The organism is Pseudomonas sp. AAC (genome assembly GCF_000725445.1).
Taxonomy (GTDB): Bacteria; Pseudomonadota; Gammaproteobacteria; order Pseudomonadales; family Pseudomonadaceae; genus Pseudomonas; species Pseudomonas citronellolis.
This window is the reverse complement of sequence record NZ_KL647098.1, coordinates 738258-758181: the sequence shown is the minus strand read 5'-3', so window position 1 is coordinate 758181 and position 19924 is coordinate 738258. Positions and strand designations below refer to the sequence as shown.

Sequence of the window (19924 nt, the reverse complement as noted above, 5' to 3'; positions counted from 1 at the left end):
ACAGGGATAGAGGCCGTGGACGTAGTGCTAAAAACCGCAGCCGGCAGCCTTCTGCGTACCAGATCGACACCTCCCGGGGTGCCTGCCGAATACCAGTACCGCCCCCAGCTCCAGGCTGCCCTGGAGCGTTCCGCCCATCATCGCGTCCTGCTCTTCAGCGCCCCCGCCGGCTTCGGCAAGAGCGCCGCGCTGGCCATGCTCGCCGAGCGCCGCGAAGCGCAGGGGCAGAAGGTGGTGTGGCTTTCCCTGGAGGGCTCCGACGACGACCCGGGGCGCTTCTGCAGCAAGCTCACCGAGGCCCTGGCCGCCAGCCTGCCGGACGTCGGCCGGGACGCCGCGGCCTACCTGCACAACACCCTGCGGGTGCCGGCCGTGGCGGTCATGGAAAGCCTGCTTTCCGACCTGTTGCGCGTCGACGTGCCGCTGCTGCTGGTGCTCGACGACCTGGACCGGATCACCCAGCCGGACATCTTCGCCGGCCTCAACCGCCTGGTGCAGTACGCCCCGCCGGGCCTGACCCTGGCCATCGGCAGCCGCTCGCAGCCGCCGCTGAGCCTGGCCACCTGGCGGGCCAAGGGCCTGCTGCTGGAAGTCGGGGTGGAAGAGCTGCGCCTGTCCCAGGACCAGACCCGCGAATACCTGAGCGGCGAGGGCGTGGAACTCGACGAGGCCTGCCTGAAGGCCGTGTACGCCCGCACCGAGGGCTGGGTGATGGGTGTGCAACTGTTCGGCCTGTGGCTGCGCCAGCCGCCCGCCGGCGCCCAGCGCGACCTGGCCGAGCTGGGCGGCGGCCCCGCCGAGGTCGGCGACTACCTGCTGCGCAGCGTCTTCGAGCGCCTGCCCCGGGACATCCGCGACAGCCTGCTGACGCTCAGCGTGGCGAGCCGCTTCAACGGCGAGTTGGCCAACGCCCTGACCGGCCGCCAGGACGGCCAGGCCCTGCTGGAGCGCCTGGACAGCCTGCAACTGTTCCTCATGCCGCTGGACCGCGAGCGCCACTGGTACCGCTTCCACCAGCTGTTCGCCGACTTCCTCCGCGCGCACCTGCGCGAACGCGAGCCGGAACGCTTCAAGCAACTGCACTTCAACGCCAGCCTGTGGTTCACCAACCACCACATGCCGACCCTGGCCATCGAGCACGCCTGCCTGGCCGAGGACCCGGAGATGCTCGCCGCCCTGGTCGACGGCTACGGCCTGGAGCTGATCAACCGCGGCCAGCTGTACCTGATCTCGCGCTGGCGCCGGCAGGTGCCCGACGACATCGCCGCGCGCTACCCGATTCTGGTGCTCAGCGACGTCTGGACCCGCGCCAGCGAACTGAGCCTGCCCGAGGCCAACCGCATGCTCGACGAGCTGCTGGCGCGCTGGAGCGACGGCAAGCCGCAGACGCCGATGGGCGACCAGTACCTCTCGGCGCTGGCGGTCAAGGCCGTGCTGGCGCTGCAGAAGGACGACCTGGAGCAGTGCATCGCCCTGGCCCGCCGGGTGGAGAGCCAACTGGGGCAGAACTCGGCCTTCCTCGAATGCGCCATCCTGCTGGTCGCCGCCTTCGCCCAGGTGATGCACGGCCAGCCCGAGCAGGCGCGCCGCCTGATGGGCCTGGCGCAGCAGCGCAACCATTTCCTCGACGGCCGCTACCTGCACATGCAGCTGTCCACCATCGAGGTGATGCTGGCCCTGGAGCAGGGCCAGGTGAAGCAGGCGCAACTGCTGGTGGAGCGCGTCAAGCAGCAGGCCGTGCCGCTGTTCGACCGGCGCTCCCAGGCGCTGGCCCTGCCGGCCATCACCGAGGGCCTGACCGCCTACTACCGCATGGACGTCGACGGCCTGGAAGAGCGCCTGCGCTGGGCGCTGGGGCGCGTCGACGTGATCAACCCCATCGACCTCTACGCCCAGGGCATGCAGTGCCTGGCGCGGGTGCAGCGCCTGCAGGGGCGCGGCAAGGAAGCCCTGGCGACTCTCGGGCTGATGCAGAGCCTGGCCTCGCGCAACCATTCCTGGCGCATCTTCGCCATGGCCGTGGGCGAGGAGATCAACCTGATCCTTCAGGAGCCGGCGGCCGACCGCTGCAAGCGCGCCGAGCAGCGCCTCAACGGCATCGACTGGCAGAAGCTCGCCGCCTCCTACCGCCAGGGCCCGTTCAACCCGGTGCTCTGGGTGCGCGGCCTGAGCCGCGTGCGCCTGTTGCAGGCGCGCGGCCATTTCAGCGAGGCGTTGCACGAGATCACCCAGCTGCGCGGCCTGCTGCAAGCCAACTGGCACGGCCTGCAGCGCCTGCGCCTGGACCTGCTGGCGGCGCTCAGCTACCAGCGCCTGGGCTACCAGGAGCGCGCCAACAGCCTGCTCGGGCAATGCCTGGTGGGCGCCGAGCGCGAAGGCGTGCGCAGCCTGTTCATCGAGGAAGGCGAGGGCATCCGCCAGATGCTCCAGCAACTGGAGGCCACCGAGCGCCAGCCGGCGCTGCAGGTGTTCATCCGCAGCCTGCTGGGACTGTGGCCCGGCCAGGAAACGCGCAAGGCACAGGACGTGCTCGAGGAAGGGTTGACCGACCGCGAGCGGGAAGTGGTGTGCCTGGCGGCCCAGGGGCTCTCCAACGAGGAGATCGGCCAGCAGCTGTCGCTGGCCCTGGGCACCGTCAAATGGCACCTGCACAACATCTACGAGAAGCTCAAGGTGCGCAATCGGACCCAAGCGATTCGCCGCGCCCGCGAGCTGAGCCTGCTCTGACATGACCACACTCAACTCCCAGCAGCCGCCCCTGCCGCTGCTGCGCACCAAGCTGTTCCCGCCGCGCACCGACGGCGCCCTGCTGTTGCCGCGGCGGGCGCTCATCGACCGCCTGTTCGCGGCGCGCCAGCAGCGCGCGCTGATCCTCAGCGCGCCGGCCGGCTTCGGCAAGAGCACCGTGCTCAGCCTGTTCCGCGAGCGCCTGCTGGCCAGCGGCGCGCTGGTGGCCTGGCTGTCCTGCGACGAGGGCGACAGCGAGCCGCAGCGCCTGCTGCAGTACCTGGTGGAGAGCATCCGCAGCGTCGTCCCCGGCTTCGGCGCCAACACCTCGAACCTGCTGCAGTCGGACATGACCCTGCCGCTGGAAGGGCTGCTGGATGCCTTCCTCGCCGACCTCAAGCGCATCGACGGGGCGCTCTACCTGTTCCTCGACGACTTCCACCAGATCCGCCACCCGGCCCTGCAACCGGGGGCGCGCTACCTGATCGAGCACCTGCCGGACAACGTGCGCCTGGTCACCAGCACCCGCTACCGCCCGCGCTTCCTGGTGGACGAGCCGGCGCTGGCGCCCTGGGCCTTCTGCCTCAACGGCGCCGACCTGCGCCTGACCCGCGAGGAGGCCGACACCTACCTGCTGGAGCTCAAGGGCCTGCAGCTGGACGACGCCGAGCTGGGCCTGCTGTACAAGCGCACCGAGGGCTGGATCACCGCGCTGCACCTGGCCGCCCTGGCGCTGGCCCGGCACAGCGACCGCGAGGGCTTCCTGCGCGGGCTGTCGGGCACCGAGCGGGACATCGCCGACTACCTCGCCGAGGACGTGCTGGCCAGCCTGCCGCCGGCGCTGCAGCAGTTCCTCGACCAGACCTCGGTGCTCGACGAGTTCTGCGCCGAGTTGTGCAACGCCCTGACCGGGCGCCGCGACGGCCTGGACATGCTCATGCGCCTGCAGAACGAGCAGCTGTTCATCATCCCCCTGGACGATACGCGCGAGTGGTTCCGCTACCACCACCTGTTCGCCGACTTCCTCCAGGGCCGCCTGGCCCGCAGCGCCGACCCCACGCCGCTGCTCAACGCCGCCGCGCGCTGGTGCGAAAGCCGCGACATGGCCGACCGCGCCGTGCGCTACGCCCTGCGCGCCCGCGACTACGCCTTCGCCGCCGACCTGCTGGAGCGCCAGGGCGCGCGGCTGATCGCCGGCAACCGGGTGTACAGCATCCTCGGCATGCTCGGCGGCATTCCCGCCGAGGTGATCCGCGAGCATCCGGTGTTCCAGATCTTCTACGCCTGGCAGCTGGCCTTCGAACAGAAGTTCGCCGAGGCCGAGGCGCTCATCGAGGAACTCAGCGCCCGCCTGCTGATGGGCCAGGGCAAGGCGCGCAACTTCGGCCTGGCCGAGTTGCTGGCCGTGGCCCAGGTGCTCAAGGCCCTGGTGCTGCTGTACCAGGACAAGCTGGAGGCCAGCCTCAAGGTGTCGCGCCAGTGGCTGGCGCTGGTGCCGGCCAACCAGCCGGTGTTCCGCGCCAGCCTGGCCTGCATCCTGGCCGCGGCCCATGCGCTGCTGGGCGACTACGCCGAGGCCGCCGGCGCCATCGGCGTGGCCCGCGAGTGCCTGCGCATGGCCGACAGCGAGTACCTGCAGGTGGTGGCGAGCATGATCGAGGCGCTGATCTGCAAGGAGAGCGGCGAGCTGGAGCGCGGCCGGACCATCGCCGAGGGCGCGCGCAGCCGCGTCGAGCGCGTGTTCGGCCGGCGCAGCCGGGTGGGCGGGCCGCTGGCCCTGGCCTACGCCGACATCCTCTACGAGCAGGACCGCCATGCGGCCATCCTCGCCGAACTGCCGCTGGCCACCACCTGGCGCGACGTCGCCACGCCCATGGAGCTGATCAGCCGCGGCCAGTTGGTGATGGCCAAGGCGCGCTTCTTCGCCGGCGAGGCCGAACAGGGCCTGGCCCAGCTCGACGAATGGCTGGCCGGCCTGCAGTCGCCGGGCTACGAGCGCGTCTACGCGCTGGCCATGGGCTGCAAGGTGCAGCTGCTGCTGTGGCTGCGCCGGCCGAACGAGGCCGAGCGCGTCTGCCTGCAACTGGCCCGGCACCTGTCGGGGCTGTCCGCCGAGCGCTATGCCGATGCCCAGGCCGCGCTGGCCCTGGCCGAGGCGCGGGTGGCGTTGTCCGAGCGGCGCGCCGAGCGCGCCCAGCAGCGTCTGGAATCGGCGCTGGCGGCGAACGCCTCGCCCTATCAGCGCGACCGGCGGTTGCGTCTGGCCTTGTTACTTTCTGTGGCGTATTGGCAGAAAGGTAACAGCGAAAAGGCCTTCGCCCTGTTCGCGCCCACCCTCGAGGAAGCCTGGAACCAGGGCTACCGCCGACTGTTCCAGGACGACGCCATCTGGCTGCTGCCGTTCTGGGACGCCTGGCGCGAGGCCGAACCCAAGCGCGCGGCGGCCTGGCAGGGGGTGGCGGAACTGCTCCGCGAACAGTGCCGCAGGCTGTCCGTCGACCCAGCAGGTTTCGAGGAAAATCAAGATGTTAGCCACCGCGAGCGGGAAATCCTGCGGCTGGTGGCGGCCGGGCTTTCGAACCGCGACATCGCCCAGGCGGTGCATCTGTCGGAGGCCACCATCAAGTGGCACCTGCACAACCTGTTCGCCAAGCTGGGGGTGCGCAGCCGCACCCAGGCGGTACTCAAGGGCAAGAGCCTGGGGTTGCTCAGCGAAGCCTGAGGCGAACGGCGTTTCCGGCTCCATCCCTTGGATGGGCTGGCAGGTGGGGGGTTGCCCAGTAGCTTGGGAAACAGGACGCGAAGCCTGGAGCTTCACGAATCCATGCCCGCGGCACCTAGGGAAGACGGCGCGGGTCTGGAGGGTCGGCTTGGCCGGCCAACCTGCAGCGGGGCAGGACGCCCCCTGCAGTGCCCTGGGGCAACCCCACCTGAACACTGGAGAGAAACAAGAATGAAAAAAATCAAACAACTGGTTCTTGCAAGCGCTGTTCTGGCCGCTCCCTTCCTGGCCCATGCCGATCTGAAATCCATGGACGACAGCGCGCTCGCCGGCGTGACCGGCCAGGACGGCATCAGCATCGCCGGTGACTTCAAGGCGAGCATCGGGGCGGTGGTCTACACCGACAAGATCGACGACACCAAGTCCGGTTCCCTGCGCCTGGAGAACATCACCCTGACCGGCCCGGGCGGCACCGCCCTGAAGATCGACGATGCCAACCCGCTGACCGTCGACGTGGTCACCACCAAGATCGGCACCGCCGACACCCAGCAACTGGCCCTGGGCCTGCCGGGCATGACCGGCGACGTCTCGGTGGGCGCCATCAAGGTGGGCGACACCAGCGCCGCCAGCATCGGTTCGCTGACCGTGTCCAACCTGAACATGGCCGGTTCCCAGGTTCGCATCTGGGGCCACTGATCCATCGGTCGTGTGACGCGTATCCCCTTGCCGGCCCGTGCCGGCAAGGGTTCTTCCAGGAGAGAGGAGAGGGGATGTTCGAGATACTGCTGGGAAGCCTGCTCGGCCTGTTCGGTTTCACCCAGACGGTGGATACCCAACCGCAACCCCGGGGCACGGTGAACATCACCCAGCAGCTCACGCCCAACGGCCCCTTCCGCGAGGCCGTGCAACTCGAACCCATGAGCCAGGTGCAGTTCCGCAACGTCATCCGCCAGGCCTACGACTACAGCTGCGGCTCGGCGGCGCTGACCACCCTGCTGGACTACTACCTGGGCCGCGACCTGCAGGAACGCCAGGTGATGGAAGGCCTGCTGAAGTACGGCGAGGCCGACAAGATCGTCCAGCGCCGCGGCTTCTCGCTGCTGGACATGAAGCGCTACGCGGCCGCGCTGGGCTACAGGAGCGGCGGCTTCCGCGCCGAATTCTCCGACCTGGATTCGCTGGAGCACCCGGCGCTGGTGCCCATCCACTACGGTGGCTTCAAGCATTTCGTGGTGGTGCGCGACGTCTACAACGACCACGTCTTCGTTGCCGATCCTGCCCTGGGCAACATCAGTTTCACCCGCAGCCGCTTCGAGGCGATCTGGGACCAGAACGTGCTCTTCGTCATCTACCCAAGCGGCCAGGAGCCGAAGAACGCCCTGGCCCTGAAGGAGCAGGACCTGCGCCTGGTGGACGACCGCACCGTGAGCCTGCTGGCCTTCCGCGAGTTCCCGGAAATGAGCAAGTTCACCAGCAACCGGATGATCGAGGCCGCATCCAAAGGCGACGTGCAGTTCATACGCAGCAAGTGATCGACGTTTCATCCTTCCATAAGAACAAGACCAGGGGATTGCATCATGAGATTCAGGGGGTATGCGTGCGCCGCCATACTGGCCTTGCTGGCATCGGGCCCGGCGCCGGCCGAGGAAGGCTCGGTCGATCAGGCGCGTGACGCGCTGGCCAAGAAGGCCGACGACGCCGACAGCGCCAAGGCTCTGGAAGAGGTGTTCCAGGCGGCGGAGAAGAGTTACACCCTGCTGAAGAAGGGCGAGCGGACCCTCACCTACGGCCTGGACTACTCGATGATGCGCGACACCCGCATCCAGCAGGTGCGCACCGGCGACAGCGTCTACAGCGTGCTGGCGACCAGCGAGGCGCAGCACACCTTCACCAACTCCTTCACCTTCGACTACGGCATCTGGGACAACCTGACCTTCAGCCTGCGCCTGCCCTTCGTGGCCAAGTACGACACCGAGAGCGACGTCCACGCCTACAGCCTCGGCGACATTTCCGCGACCCTGCGCTGGCAGCCCTGGGCGGCGATGCGCGGGCGCCCGGTCACCACCTTCTACGCCACCCTCGGCCTGCCCACCGGCGACAGCCCGTTCGACATGAACCCGGACAAGGACGTGTCCACCGGCAACGGCTACTACAGCCTCGGCGTGGGCGCCAACATGTCCTACGTGATCGACCCGGTCGTGCTCTACGGCTCGCTCGGCTACACCTACAACCTCAAGGTCGACAACATCCACCAGAACCAGTACGGCGAGGAGCTGAACAAGGTCACCCCGGGCGACACCCTGAACTTCGCCATGGGCATGGCCTACGCGCTGTCCTACGACGTGTCCCTGGCCACCTCCTACCAGATGGCCTACCAGATGAAGAGCCGCTACCACTTCGACACCCGCACGGTGGAGGCTCCCGAGCAGACCAGCGCGGTCATGAACTTCTCGCTCGGCCTGCGCACCTCGCCTGACTACATCGTCAACGTGAACGCCGGCTTCGGCTTGACCGAAGACTCACCGGATATCTTGCTGGGGGTTTCCCTGCCCCTGGATATCAAGGGCCTTAAGCCCGACTAAACGGCGAGCGGAGTTCCCATGACGAAGCGCATTTCGCCACTTCTGCTGGCGATGGCAGGGGCGGGGCTTGGCTGGATTCTGCCGGCCCAGGCCCAACTGGCCAACGACATCACCATCGGCAACCCCAAGGCGATGGCCCTGGGCAACGCGGTCACCGCCGATTCCACCGGCATCGACGCCGTGCACTACAACCCCGCGGCGCTGACCAAGCTCAAGGGCCGGCAGACCACGGTGAAGCTGGTCAGCGGGGTGATGGACATCCGCGCCGGCTTCCACGCGCCGCCGAACTACGGCGAGAGCACCTTCGGCGTGTCCGACGACCCGGTGGCCAACTCCCACAGCCGCACCATGACGCCGACCATGTACCTGCCGGGCCTGGGCGGCATGACCGACGTGCCCATGCTGGTGGCGCCCCTGGCCGGCCTGTCGATCAACCCGCCGGGCTCCAAGTTCACCTTCGCCACCAACGTCTACACGCCCCAGGCGCTGGGCTACTCGCGCGACTCGGACGGCGACCCGGGGCGCTACGACGGGCGCCGCGTGTCGCTGCAGCGGCTGACCTACTTCTCGCCCTCGGTGGGCTACCAGATGAACGACACGCTGTCGTTCGGCCTGTCCATCGGTTTCTCGCACCAGGCCATGGCCCTGGACACCGACTTCCGCAACCCCGGCCTGCTCACCGGCCTGCTGCAGACCCTCCACGACACCACCTGCGTGCCCGGCGCGCAGGAGATCGTCGAGCTGGTGTTCAACGTCTGCGGCGGGCGCATCGGCCCCTACGACACCCTGGCCAACCTCAAGCTGGACATGCAGCAGACCCTCTCGCCCAGCTACAACCTGGGCGTGCTCTGGGAGCCCACCGACTGGTTCGCCTGGGGCGCGGTGTACCAGAGCGAGTCGCGCATGAAGCTCAAGGGCAAGTACCGGGTGGACTACACCAAGGACTGGCAGGGCTTCTGGTCCGGCCTGCAGAACTCGGTGTTCGGCGCCTTCCTCAGCCCGCTGTTCCCCTACGGTAACGCCGAGGAGGAGCACGGCGTGGCGACGCTGAAGATGACCAACCCGGACAACTTCTCCACCGGCATCAAGCTGCGCCCGTTCGATGACTGGCAGTTCAACTTCGACCTGAAGTGGAGCGGCTACAGCGACTGGAACAACCTGGAGATCGAGTTCGACAGGGAACTGGACCTGCTGCGCATCGCCAAGAACTTCGCCCCCAACGGCGCCACCGACCACAGCATCATCCTCGACCGTGGCTACCGCGACACCTGGAGCTACGCCATGGGCGTGCAGTACGACGTCAACGACCGCCTGCAGCTGCGCGCCGGCTACGAATACCGGCCCTCGGCGATCCCCAAGAGCAAGGCCGACGCCCTGGTGCCCATCGGCGACGCCGACCTCTACGGCCTGGGCCTGGGCTACCGCTGGGACAAGGACACCAACATCGACCTGGGCTTCAACTACTTCGTCTCCAAGCAGAGCATCAAGGCCGGGCAGAGCTGCAACCTGACCTGCACCGGCATCGACAACCTGGTCTACAACCCCTATGCCGGTATGGATGTACATACCACGGTGAAGGCCTATATCTTCGCCCTGACCTACAACACCACCTTCTGAGGAGCGGCCCGATGCAGCGTTCCCGCCACCTGTTCCTCTGCCTGCTGGCGGCCGCGCCGCTGCCGGCGCTGGCCGACGCCGGGCGCTACCTGTCGTGGATCGACGACAACGGCCAGGTGCACAACACCTTCGTCGACGCCGGCTACGGCCAGCAGCAGCGCCAGGCGGCCAGGCGCATCGACCAGAGCGACCGCGCCCGCCTGCGCGACGACGGCGGCACCCTCTGGCCCGGCAGCGCGCCGGCGGGGGAGAGCAAGCGCCGCTACTTCACCTGGGTGGACGGCCAGGGCAACCTGCAGAACAGCTTCTACGCCGGCAACCAGGTGCCCGCCGGGCGCGGCGACTACGTGCTGCCCAACGGCGACCATTCCTCCGAGTACATCGACGCCGAGGCCTACGAGGACAAGGGCTTCGTCCGCAGCGAGAACGGCAACCCGTACTACACCTGGGTCGACGAGCAGGGCCGCATGCACAACTCGCCGATCACCGCCCAGGACCGCGCCGACGGCATCCGCCGCAACCAGATCGCCTTCACCGAGGGCCGCGAGGTGCAATTCAAGCAGCGCCCGCAGGCTCTGCCCGGACTGGACGGCAGCGGCGAACAGACCGACGCCATGAAGGCCCTGCTCAAGGGCAGCGGCAAGACCCTCGATGACCTCTACCAGGACCTGCAGCGACGCTGCTGCGAGCAGATCGCCGAGGGCGAGTTCACCGAGCTGAACGCCGACGAGCCGCGCTACGAGGAGCTCAACAAGTTCTCGCCGAGCTTCGACTTCCCCATGGGCAAGAGCTACTACGTGGCCATGAAGCTGCCGGCCTCGCAGCAGGTGTACGGCCTGCGCGTGCGCAGCTTCTCCAACCACCAGGTGGTCTACCCGTCGCTGCTGTTCCTCGACGAACGCAAGCGCCCGACGCGCCTGGTCAGCGACGCGGTCTACAAGCTCAACCCGGAAACCTGGTACCGCTACGCCTTCATCGAAGGCACGGTGCCGGTGCGGGCCAACCAGGGCGAGCGCTACGTGCTGCTGCTGACCACCGACGAGGACCGCGCCCTGCAGACGCTGGACAACAAGCCCTACAAGCGCCCGCTGGAAAGCCTGGCGGTGAACGAGGAGGGCATGAAGGTGCGGCAGCATGCCGACCAGGGCGGGTTCGAGCTGGCGGTGGTGCGCTGAGCGTCACCGGATAGCCCGCTGCGGGCGGTTGGTCGATCGCGGATGGAGTCCGCTCCTACGCCCGTGCTTCCCTGAACCGTAGGATGGGTTGAGCTTGCGATACCCATGCTGCCGCGGTGATGGGTATCGCTTCGCTCAACACCATCCTACGAAAAGCCGTGCTTCCTGGAACCGTAGCGGATCTCATCCGCGAATCGCGCCGGAGGTTCCGGCTATCGCGGACAAGGTCCGCTCCTACAGGGAAACACCATGCTCCCCCGGCGGATTGTAGGAGCGGGCCCTGCCCGCGAAATCGCGCGCAGGGCGCGCTCCTACAGGGAATGGTGTGGGTGGGGTGGTGTAGGAGCGGATCTCATCCGCGAATCGCGCCGGAGGTTCCGGCTATCGCGGACAAGGTCCGCTCCTACGGGGAAACACCATGCTTCCCGGCGGATTGTAGGAGCGGGCCCTGCCCGCGAAATCGCGCGCAGGGCGCGCTCCTACAGGGAATGGTGTGGGTGGGGTGGTGTAGCGGACCTTGTCCGCGATTCGGATTTCCAGAGAAATAGCCGAGCGCACCGAAACGCCCCTTCAGAAGGCCGAGCGAAACCGGCGCTCAGGAGGTCATGCGACATGGATGTCGCGAGAGCCCCGCGGGCTAAGGCGGGAGGGGCCTGCCGGGTACGTGGGTGCTCGGGCTTGGCTCCGCTCCCTCTCCCTAACCCTCTCCCTGAAGGGAGAGGGGACCGTTCGGAGTGCGTAGGTATTCCTGAGTCAGCCGGCAGCACCGAAGGTTTCCGGCTGAAACCATTCCTCCTCTCCGCACGGACAAGCCCCCTCTCCCTTCGGGGCGGGGCGCGCAGCCGAGGCTAGGGAGAGGGGCTCTTGAACCCAGCAGCTAGCTCACCGGTAACCACTGTTCGCGAGCAAGCTCGCTCCTACGAAAAGCCCCCGACTCCGCCTCAGATCTCCCGCGTCGGCACATGCCCGAACAGCTTCTGCGAGAAACGCACCCGCTCCTCCGGCGTCTCCTGCACGCCCTTGGCCTGCAGCTCCACCAGGTGGGCCTCCACCGCCTGGGCACGGCCGGTCAGGCCGCAGTCGTTGGCGATCTGGATGTTCAGTCCGGGGCGGGCGTTGAGTTCGAGGATCAGCGGGCCCTTGTCCTGGTCCAGCACCATGTCCACGCCGATGTAGCCCAGGCCGCACAACTCGTAGCAGCCGGCGGCCAGCTTCATGAAGCCGTCCCAGTGCGGCAGCTGCACGCCGTCCACCGCGTTGGTGGTGTCCGGGTGCTTGGCGATCTTGCGGTTCAGCCAGGTGCCCTGCAGGGTGATGCCGGTGGCCAGGTCCACGCCCACGCCGATGGCGCCCTGGTGTAGGTTGGCCTTGCCGTTGGACTGGCGCGTCGGCAGGCGCAGCATGGCCATCACCGGGTAGCCCATGAGGACGATGATGCGGATGTCCGGCACGCCCTCGTAGCTGATGCTGCGGAAGATCTGGTCGGGGGTGACGCGGTACTCGATCAGCGCGCGGTCGCGGTGCCCGCCCAGGGAGTACAGGCCGGTGAGGATGCTGGAGAGCTGATACTCGATCTCCTCGCGGCTGATGATGCGCCCGGAGACGGTCTTGAAGTTGCCCTCGAAACGGTCGGCGATCACCAGGATGCCGTCGCCGCCGGCGCCCTGCGCCGGCTTGATGACGAAGTCGTTGCGCTCGCCGATGATGGAATCGAGCTTCTCGATCTCCTTTTCGGTGGAGATGATCCCGTACATCTCCGGCACGTGGATGCCGGCGGCGATGGCGCGTTCCTTGGTGATGATCTTGTCGTCGACGATCGGGTACAGGTGGCGCTTGTTGTACTTCAGCACGAAGTCCGCGTTGCGCCGGTTGATGCCCATGATGCCCTTGGCTTCCAGGGCTTTCCACCGCTTGATCAGGCCGAACATGGCTCAGTCCTTCAGGAAGGCTTTGAAGCGGAACAGCTCGGTCAGGCGGTAGCCGCGGTAGCGACCCATCGCCAGCATGAAGGCCACCAGGAGCAGCAGCACCGCCGGGAAGGTGAACACGAAGTACACCAGCTCCGGCACGCGCATCAGGATGTGCGCCAGGGCCGCGGCGAACAGGGTGCCCACCGCCGCCTTCATGGCGTGCGCGGCGCCGCGTTCTTCCCAGGTGATCGACAGGCGCTCGATGCTCATGGTCAGGATCACCATGGGGAACAGCGCCACCGACAGGCCGCTCTCGAAGCCCAGGCGGTGGCTGAGCAGGCTGATGGCGGCGATCATCACCACCACGAAGGTCAGCACCACCGACAGCCGCGGCAGCATCTGCAGCTTCAGGTGCTCGAGGTAGGAGCGCAGCGACAGGCCCAGGGCGGTGATCACGGTGAACAGGCCGATGCCCCACTGCAGGCCGGTCTCGCGGAAGGCGAGGGCGATCAGCACCGGGGTGAAGGTGCCGAGGGTCTGGATGCCGATCAGGTTGCGCAGGACCAGGATCACCAGCACGCCGAAGGGGATCATGATCATGATCTGGAAGGTCTGCTGGGTGGACAGCGGCAGGCCGTACAGCGAGTAGTCGAGGAAGGACGCGTCGGTGTTCTCGTTGGTCAGCTTGGCCAGGCGGATGGCGTTCATCTCGCTGTTGTTCAGGCTGAAGCTGATCAGTGCCTTCTTGCCGCCTTCCACCGCCAGCAGCGGCTCGTCGCCCAGCCACCAGATCAGGCGGTCGGCGGGCAGGCCGCGCTCGCCGGTTTCCGGGTTGAAGTACAGCCAGTCCTTGCCGTTGTAGCTGCGCAGCCACAGTTCCGGGCTCTGCGCCTGGTTGGCCAGCAGGCGCAGGGTGTGCACGCGCTCCATGGGCACGTGGGCCTGGGCCAGCAGGGTCTCGACGATGTACGAGCGCTTCTCCAGGCTGGTGTCGCCGGCCAGCAGCAGCTTGACGTTGTCGTCGGCCAGGTTGTTGGCGCGCTTGATGGTTTCGCTGACGAAGGTCTCGATGTCCGCCGAGTGCTGGCGGATGGGCGCGATCAGCGCTTCGGCGGCGATCTTCTCCGGGCCTTCCAGGGGCGGGCTGTCACGGAAGATCGGGCCTTTTTCCTTGGGTTGCTCGCCGCTGAAGCGCTTGGTCAGCACCAGGCGGTAGTAGAGCGTCTGCTTGCCGTTGGCGCGGCGCGAGGACCAGGTCACCTTGCGGTTGCCGTCGGCGCGGTTGATGCTCACCCCGTAGTTGTTCGAGACGAAGCTCTCGTTGAGGCTGACGTAGCTCTGGGTCAGCGGCGGCACGAACATCTGCACCTTGACCGGGGTCTTCGGCGTGGCGAGGAATTCGACCTTGGCGTCGATGTTCCACAGGTCGTCGGTTTCCGCCTCGGTCATGGGGATGCCGAGGATGAAGATCTGGTAGGCGGTGATGGAAACGCCCAGGACCACCAGGATGGCGATCAGGATCTTCAGGTGCAGGTTGATGGAGCGCATGGGCTTTACTCGGCAGGTTTCGCAACGGGGCAGCCGGGCTGGCCGGCGGCGTATTTCAGGCTGGGGTCGACCAGGGCGCCGAAGCGCTTGAGCGCGTCGGAGCCGATCAGCAGGGGATATTGGAATGCGCTGCGGTCGGTAAGGTTCACTTCGATGGTGCGGCGCAGCCTGCCCAGGCAGACGTCCAGTTCGATGACCGGGCGCGCTGTGTAGGCCTTGCCCTCGTCGGGGTCGAAGTCGCCGTGGCGCCGCTTGATCTTGCTGATGCGCGCCAGCGGCCGCTCCAGCGGCTGGCTGTCGGCGGTGTCGGTGGCCAGGTAGAAGCGCACCCAGGTTTCGCCGTCGCGCTTGAAGCGCTTGATGTCGCGGGCGCTCAGGGAGGCGGTCTTGGCGCCGGTGTCGAGCTTGGCCGCCAGTACCTGGTCGAGCTGGCCGATGTGGGCGTATTCGATGAGCCCGTAGACGGTCTTGCCGGCGGCGCCGGCGGGGCCGCCGAAGGCCGCCAGGAAAATCAGGAGCAGCAGGGCTGTGGGCTTGAGTCTCATAAGTCCTGAGCGCTGGGGGCCGTAGGCCAGTGAACGGGTACATCCGGCAAACGCCACGGCCTGCGGGCGAGTCATCCTTGGCCGGGGCCTGGGCCCCCCAGGAGGGATGCGGGGCGCGATTCTAGCACGCAGGTGCCGTGTGACGACACCCGCCAGGCCCCGGCGGGCGGCAGCGTGAGCCGGTTCACAGGGCCGCGCGGGGCTACTTCAGGCGGCGCTCGACGCCTTTCTCCACCATGATCTTGGCGGCGATCTCCTCCACCGAGAAATGGGTGGAGTTGATGTAGGCGATGTTCTCGCGGCGGAACAGGTTCTCCACCTCGCGCACCTCGAACTCGCACTGGGCGAAGCTGGCGTAGCGGCTGTTGGGCTTGCGCTCGTTGCGGATGGCGGTGAGCCGGTCGGGGTCGATGGTCAGGCCGAACAGCTTGCCCTTGTAGGGCTTGAGGGCGTTGGGCAGCTGCAGGCGCTCCATGTCCTCCTCGGTCAGCGGATAGTTCGCCGCACGAATGCCATATTGCATTGCCATATAGAGGCAGGTGGGCGTCTTGCCGCAGCGCGACACGCCGACCAGGATCAGGTCGGCCTTGTCGTAGTAGTGGGTGCGGGCGCCGTCGTCGTTGTCGAGGGCGAAGTTGACCGCGTCGATCCGCTCCATGTAGTGCGGATTGTGGCCGATGCTGTGGGATTTTCCGACGGAATACGACGAGTCCGCGGATAATTCCTGCTCCAGAGGGGACAAAAAGGTCGAGAAGATGTCGATCATGAAGCCGTTCGACTGGGCCAGGACCGCCCGGATCTCACGGTTGACGATGGTGTCGAAGATGATCGGGCGGGCGCCGTCCGCCTGCGCAGCCGCGTTGATTTGCTGTACCATGACGCGCGCTTTTTCTTCGGTGTCGATGTACGGTCGCGTCAGTTTGTGGAAATGGATGTTCTCGAACTGCGCAAGAAGACTCTGGCCGAGGGTTTCGGCGGTGATGCCGGTTCCGTCGGAAATGAAGAAAGCCGTACGTTTCATTGCGCTGCGGGCCTTAATGTAGGAAAGAATCCTGAGTATGATAGGCCGCGCTTTTGCAAGGCCTCCTGCCGGGGCATTGTCACTTATTTTTCTGGCCGCGGCCAGAAAGGGGCGGTGTCGCGGTGGCCCGTTTGAGCTTTTCCAACATTCAGTGGAGAGATCACCTTGGTAGAGTACGTAGTTTCCCTCGATAAGCTCGGCGTCCATGATGTCGAACGTGTGGGGGGCAAGAACGCATCCCTGGGCGAAATGATCAGCAACCTCGCCGGTGCTGGGGTTTCGGTTCCCGGTGGTTTCGCCACCACCGCCCAGGCCTACCGTGACTTCCTCGAGCAGAGTGGCCTGAACGACCGCATTCACGCCGCCCTGGACGCCCTCGATGTCGACGACGTCAACGCCCTGGCCAAGACCGGCGCGCAGATCCGCCAGTGGGTGATGGACGCCGAGTTCCCCGCCCAGCTGGACGCCGACATCCGCAAGGCCTTCGCCGAGATGGCCGGCGGCAACGACAACATGGCCGTTGCCGTGCGTTCCTCGGCCACCGCCGAAGACCTGCCGGACGCCTCCTTCGCCGGCCAGCAGGAGACCTTCCTGAACATCCGCGGCGTGGACAACGTGATCCGCGCGGCCAAGGAAGTCTTCGCCTCCCTGTTCAACGACCGTGCCATCGCCTACCGCGTGCACCAGGGCTTCGACCACAAGCTGGTCGCCCTGTCCGCCGGCGTGCAGCGCATGGTCCGCTCGGAAACCGGCACCGCCGGGGTGATGTTCACCCTGGACACCGAGTCCGGCTTCCGTGACGTGGTGTTCATCACCGGCGCCTACGGCCTCGGCGAGACCGTGGTGCAGGGCGCGGTGAACCCCGACGAGTTCTACGTGCACAAGCCCACCCTGGAAGCCGGCCGCCCGGCGATCCTGCGCCGCAACCTGGGCAGCAAGGCGATCAAGATGATCTACGGCGACGAAGCCAAGGCCGGCAAGTCGGTCAAGGTGGTCGACGTGGAGAAGGCCGACCGCGCGCGCTTCGCCCTGTCCGACGCCGAGGTCACCGAACTGGCCAAGCAGGCGCTGATCATCGAGAAGCACTACCAGCGGCCGATGGACATCGAATGGGCGAAGGACGGCGACGACGGCAAGCTGTACATCGTCCAGGCCCGCCCGGAAACCGTGAAGAGCCGTTCCAGCGCCACCGTGATGGAACGCTACCTGCTCAAGGAGAAGGGCAAGGTCCTGGTGGAAGGCCGCGCCATCGGCCAGCGCATCGGCGCAGGCCCGGTGAAGGTCATCCACGACGTCTCCGAGATGGACAAGGTGCAGCCCGGCGACGTGCTGGTCTCCGACATGACCGACCCGGACTGGGAGCCGGTGATGAAGCGCGCCAGCGCCATCGTCACCAACCGCGGCGGGCGTACCTGCCACGCGGCGATCATCGCCCGTGAACTGGGCATCCCGGCCGTGGTCGGCTGCGGCAACGCCACCGCCGTGCTGAAGGACGGCCAGCAGGTCACCGTGTCCTGCGCCGAAGGCGACACCGGCCTGATCTACGAAGGCCAGCTGGGCTTCGACGTGCGCCAGAACTCGGTGGACGCCATGCCCGAGCTGCCGTTCAAGATCATGATGAACGTCGGCAACCCGGACCGCGCCTTCGACTTCGCCCAACTGCCCAACGAGGGCGTGGGCCTGGCCCGCCTGGAATTCATCATCAACCGCATGATCGGCGTGCACCCCAAGGCGCTGCTGAACTTCGCCAGCCTGCCGGCCGACATCAAGGAAAGCGTCGAGAAGCGCATCGCCGGCTACGACGACCCGGTGGGCTTCTACGTCGAGAAGCTGGTCGAGGGCGTCAGCACCCTGGCCGCGGCCTTCTGGCCGAAGAAGGTCATCGTGCGCCTGTCGGACTTCAAGTCCAACGAGTACGCCAACCTGATCGGCGGCAAGCTCTACGAGCCGGAAGAAGAGAACCCGATGCTCGGCTTCCGCGGCGCCTCGCGCTACATCAGCGAATCCTTCCGCGACTGCTTCGAGCTGGAATGCCGGGCGATGAAGAAGGTCCGCAACGAGATGGGCCTGACCAACGTCGAACTGATGGTGCCCTTCGTGCGCACCCTCGGCGAGGCTTCCCAGGTGGTCGAACTGCTGGCCACCAACGGCCTGAAGCGCGGCGAGAACGGCCTGAAAGTCATCATGATGTGCGAACTGCCGTCCAACGCCCTGCTGGCCGAGGAGTTCCTGGAGTTCTTCGACGGCTTCTCCATCGGCTCCAACGACCTGACCCAGCTGACCCTCGGCCTGGACCGCGACTCGGGCATCGTCGCGCACCTGTTCGACGAGCGTAACCCGGCGGTCAAGAAGCTGCTGGCCAACGCTATCCAGGCGTGCAACAAGGCCGGCAAGTACATCGGCATCTGCGGCCAGGGCCCCTCGGACCACCCGGACCTGGCCAAGTGGCTGATGGAGCAGGGCATCGAGAGCGTCTCGCTGAACCCCGACTCGGTGCTCGACACCTGGTTCTTCCTGGCCGAAGGCCAGGCCTGACGCCAACCGGACCTGCGGGTTCAGGAAGGGCGGGTGCTTGCACCCGCCCTTTTTCGTGCCAACCCATTCCACGACATGCACAGCAGTAGCCGACTCTTTCCCGTGGCGCTCGTCAGCGCCGAACTGCGTGGCGACCTCACCGAGGACGTCTACCGCCTGAAGCCCAACAACAGCCCGGACCCCAGCGTCGAACTGGCGCTGACCCGCCTGGGCCTGCCGGGCCGCGAGCAGCGCGGTGCGCCGGTGATCCTGGTGCATGGCAGCTTCTCCAACCGGCGCTTCTGGTACTCGCCCAAGGCCATCGGCCTGGGGCCGTACCTGGCGCGCGCCGGCTTCGACGTGTGGATACCGGAGATGCGCGGCCACGGCCTGTCGCCGCGCAACCTCGACTATTCGCGCAACAGCGTCGCCGCCTACGCGCGCTTCGACCTGCCGGCCATCGCCGCCTTCGTCGTCGAGCAGAGCGGCCAGGCGCCGCACTGGATCGGCCATTCCCTGGGCGGCATCAGCCTGGCGGCGACCCTCGGCGGCGGCTACCTGGCGCCGGAGCAGGTGGCCAGCGTGGCCCTGTTCGGCAGCCAGGTCAGCCGCGACTACTGGGCGCTGAAGCTGCCGCCGGTGGCCTGGAGCGGGCGCCTGCTGCTCAAGCGCATGGGCGTGATCCCCGGCCCGCGCCTGCGCCGCGGCCCGGAGGACGAGCCCATCGGCCTGGCCCTGGAGGCCTTGCGCTGGCATGGCCTGTTCGGCCGCTTCGGCGAACGCGACAACGACTGGTGGGGCGGCCTGGCCAAGGTGACGGCGCCGGTGCTGGCGGTCAGCGCCGAGGGCGACCGCCAGGACCCGCCCTGGGCCTGCCGCAAGCTGTTCGAGCAGTTCGGCTCGGAAGTCCGCGAATACCTCTGCCTGGGGCGCCGGCAGGGCTTTTCGGAAAACTTCGGGCACGTCGAGATGCTGGTGAGCAAGGGCGCCCAGCGCGAGGTGTGGCCGCGGGTCCTGCACTGGCTGGAGCGCCAGGCCTTGCCTCCCGGCAACCCGTAGGATTACAGGCTGCGCCGAGGTGCTTTTCGTAGGAGCCATACTCGCCAGCGGGCCCTGCCCGCGATTTCGCGCGCAGGGCGCGCTCCTACAGGGGAATGACGCGGGTGGGGCAGCGTGGGAGCGGATCTTATCCGCGATCCGCGCCGGGACGTCCGGTTATCGCGGACAAGGTCCGCTCCTACGGGGGAGGAATACCGTGCCATCCGGCGGGCTGTAGGAGCGGGCCCTGCCCGCGATTCGCGCGCAGGGCGCGCTCCTACAGGGGAATGGTGCAGGTGGGGCGGCGTAGGGCGAATAACCGTTCGCGGTTATCCGCCGCTGCACCGAGGCCATGGCCAATGCCCAGGTCAACCCCGGCGCCGCCGGCAATCAAGGCCAGGCGGCGGATAACGCCGTAGGCGTTATGCGCCCTACGCGTGCCTCTCGGCGAAGGCCGCCAAGCCGCGGAGCAGGGCGGCGGGCGTAGGCGGATGGCGTGACAGTCGCTAGACTGTGACGCCAGGC

Annotated in this window: 13 protein-coding genes; 9 read left to right on the top strand and 4 right to left on the bottom strand. The window is 67.3% G+C overall.

Annotated features, from left to right (window positions below):
• Window positions 1-15: 15 nt before the first annotated feature.
• The 7 genes from FG99_RS20900 (at window position 16) to FG99_RS20870 (ending at window position 10823) form a co-directional block, all read left to right on the top strand.
• Window positions 16-2727, top strand: a complete 2712-nt coding sequence (locus FG99_RS20900) for a winged helix-turn-helix domain-containing protein (RefSeq protein WP_081884684.1) — start codon at window positions 16-18, stop codon at window positions 2725-2727.
• Between the two features lies 1 nt (window position 2728).
• Window positions 2729-5449: a helix-turn-helix transcriptional regulator gene (locus tag FG99_RS20895; RefSeq protein ID WP_043272136.1), complete on the top strand. Its 2721-nt coding sequence runs from the start codon at window positions 2729-2731 to the stop codon at window positions 5447-5449.
• A 231-nt stretch (window positions 5450-5680) separates the two neighbouring features.
• Window positions 5681-6145 carry a DUF6160 family protein gene (locus FG99_RS20890; RefSeq protein WP_009618705.1) on the top strand — a complete coding sequence of 155 codons (465 nt, stop codon included), beginning with the start codon at window positions 5681-5683 and terminating at the stop codon, window positions 6143-6145.
• Between the two features lie 74 nt (window positions 6146-6219).
• Window positions 6220-6981, top strand: a complete 762-nt coding sequence (locus FG99_RS20885) for a C39 family peptidase (protein WP_009618706.1) — start codon at window positions 6220-6222, stop codon at window positions 6979-6981.
• A gap of 45 nt (window positions 6982-7026) precedes the next feature.
• Window positions 7027-8031 carry a transporter gene (locus tag FG99_RS20880; protein ID WP_009618707.1) on the top strand — a complete coding sequence of 335 codons (1005 nt, stop codon included), beginning with the start codon at window positions 7027-7029 and terminating at the stop codon, window positions 8029-8031.
• Window positions 8032-8049: 18 nt separating this feature from the next.
• Window positions 8050-9648 (top strand): outer membrane protein transport protein, encoded by a 1599-nt coding sequence (locus FG99_RS20875; RefSeq protein ID WP_009618708.1) that lies wholly within the window; start codon window positions 8050-8052, stop codon window positions 9646-9648.
• Between the two features lie 11 nt (window positions 9649-9659).
• Window positions 9660-10823 (top strand): MalM family protein, encoded by a 1164-nt coding sequence (locus FG99_RS20870; RefSeq protein ID WP_043272135.1) that lies wholly within the window; start codon window positions 9660-9662, stop codon window positions 10821-10823.
• 941 nt (window positions 10824-11764) lie between these two features.
• Here the strand turns inward: FG99_RS20870 and FG99_RS20865 are convergent.
• The 4 genes from FG99_RS20865 to FG99_RS20850 all read right to left on the bottom strand — a co-directional run bounded on the left by FG99_RS20865 (window position 11765) and on the right by FG99_RS20850 (window position 15847).
• Window positions 11765-12751 carry an alpha-L-glutamate ligase-like protein gene (locus tag FG99_RS20865; RefSeq protein WP_009618710.1) on the bottom strand — a complete coding sequence of 329 codons (987 nt, stop codon included), beginning with the start codon at window positions 12749-12751 and terminating at the stop codon, window positions 11765-11767.
• A gap of 3 nt (window positions 12752-12754) precedes the next feature.
• A complete protein-coding gene (locus tag FG99_RS20860; protein WP_043272134.1) occupies window positions 12755-14281 on the bottom strand; it encodes an osmotic stress tolerance membrane protein RloB in 1527 nt (508 codons plus the stop codon).
• 5 nt (window positions 14282-14286) lie between these two features.
• Complete coding sequence (locus FG99_RS20855) at window positions 14287-14826, bottom strand: retropepsin-like aspartic peptidase RloA (protein WP_043272133.1); 540 nt, start codon at window positions 14824-14826, stop codon at window positions 14287-14289.
• Between the two features lie 202 nt (window positions 14827-15028).
• Window positions 15029-15847, bottom strand: coding sequence for a posphoenolpyruvate synthetase regulatory kinase/phosphorylase PpsR (locus FG99_RS20850; protein WP_009618715.1), 819 nt, complete (start codon window positions 15845-15847; stop codon window positions 15029-15031).
• Window positions 15848-16012: 165 nt separating this feature from the next.
• Here FG99_RS20850 and ppsA point away from each other — a divergent pair, with 165 nt between their 5' ends.
• Entirely contained in the window at window positions 16013-18382 is a 2370-nt protein-coding gene (ppsA, locus tag FG99_RS20845; protein ID WP_009618717.1) for a phosphoenolpyruvate synthase, read from the top strand.
• Between the two features lie 75 nt (window positions 18383-18457).
• Complete coding sequence (locus FG99_RS20840; protein WP_043272132.1) at window positions 18458-19420, top strand: alpha/beta fold hydrolase; 963 nt, start codon at window positions 18458-18460, stop codon at window positions 19418-19420.
• The last annotated feature ends 504 nt before the right edge of the window (window positions 19421-19924 follow it).

Bases quoted from the DNA above. Each gene is read 5' to 3' on its own strand.
- FG99_RS20890 (WP_009618705.1), top strand. From the start codon at position 5,681: ATGAAAAAAATCAAACAACTGGTTCTTGCAAGCGCTGTTCTGGCCGCT.
- FG99_RS20855 (WP_043272133.1), bottom strand. From the start codon at position 14,826: ATGAGACTCAAGCCCACAGCCCTGCTGCTCCTGATTTTCCTGGCGGCC.
- FG99_RS20880 (WP_009618707.1), top strand. From the start codon at position 7,027: ATGAGATTCAGGGGGTATGCGTGCGCCGCCATACTGGCCTTGCTGGCA.
- FG99_RS20895 (WP_043272136.1), top strand. From the start codon at position 2,729: ATGACCACACTCAACTCCCAGCAGCCGCCCCTGCCGCTGCTGCGCACC.
- FG99_RS20850 (WP_009618715.1), bottom strand. From the start codon at position 15,847: ATGAAACGTACGGCTTTCTTCATTTCCGACGGAACCGGCATCACCGCC.
- FG99_RS20875 (WP_009618708.1), top strand. From the start codon at position 8,050: ATGACGAAGCGCATTTCGCCACTTCTGCTGGCGATGGCAGGGGCGGGG.
- FG99_RS20870 (WP_043272135.1), top strand. From the start codon at position 9,660: ATGCAGCGTTCCCGCCACCTGTTCCTCTGCCTGCTGGCGGCCGCGCCG.
- FG99_RS20860 (WP_043272134.1), bottom strand. From the start codon at position 14,281: ATGCGCTCCATCAACCTGCACCTGAAGATCCTGATCGCCATCCTGGTG.
- FG99_RS20840 (WP_043272132.1), top strand. From the start codon at position 18,458: ATGCACAGCAGTAGCCGACTCTTTCCCGTGGCGCTCGTCAGCGCCGAA.
- FG99_RS20885 (WP_009618706.1), top strand. From the start codon at position 6,220: ATGTTCGAGATACTGCTGGGAAGCCTGCTCGGCCTGTTCGGTTTCACC.
- FG99_RS20865 (WP_009618710.1), bottom strand. From the start codon at position 12,751: ATGTTCGGCCTGATCAAGCGGTGGAAAGCCCTGGAAGCCAAGGGCATC.